The sequence below is a fragment of the Bacillus sp. HY001 genome (genome assembly GCF_007558965.1).
Classification (GTDB): domain Bacteria; phylum Bacillota; class Bacilli; order Bacillales; family Bacillaceae_G; genus Bacillus_A; species Bacillus_A mobilis.
In genome coordinates this window covers 1-342 of record NZ_VLTE01000042.1, presented here as the reverse complement: position 1 = coordinate 342, position 342 = coordinate 1, and the positions used below count along the sequence as shown (strand labels likewise).

Genomic DNA, 342 nt, shown 5'->3' with positions numbered 1-342 from the left:
GAGAGCTGAGAGATTTGTCTTTTCCCTAACCATTTCGTAATAGCGAATAAAATAATTAATATGAATACAGAGCGAAGAATGACAAGTGTCCATTCCGGCAGGTGAGACATAGTCATTTCCTCCAGTCTACTTAAAACCCTTTATATTGAGGTTCTTCACGTTCTAATACTGAAACTCTATTTTGTAAATCCGCGATGATGCTCTCCATTTCTAACATACATTCATGAAATACACGTTTTGATTTTGCGTCCTGTGAATGTAGTGAAAGGGAGCTCAAACTTGCTTGAGCGCCCCTTACACTAGCAAGGCAGGTTTTGACGCTAGCGATAACTGTCATACGAA

General features: G+C 39.5%; 1 protein-coding gene. It reads right to left on the bottom strand.

All coding sequences use genetic code 11. The features are described from left to right. Positions 1–130: 130 nt before the first annotated feature. A complete protein-coding gene (locus FOT98_RS19885) occupies positions 131–337 on the bottom strand; it encodes a DUF1657 domain-containing protein (RefSeq protein ID WP_000215902.1) in 207 nt (68 codons plus the stop codon). Between the last annotated feature and the right edge of the window lie 5 nt (positions 338–342).

What these genes read in the sequence shown, in the direction of transcription:
- FOT98_RS19885 (WP_000215902.1), bottom strand. Translation starts at nt 337, where the DNA reads ATGACAGTTATCGCTAGCGTCAAAACCTGCCTTGCTAGTGTAAGGGGC.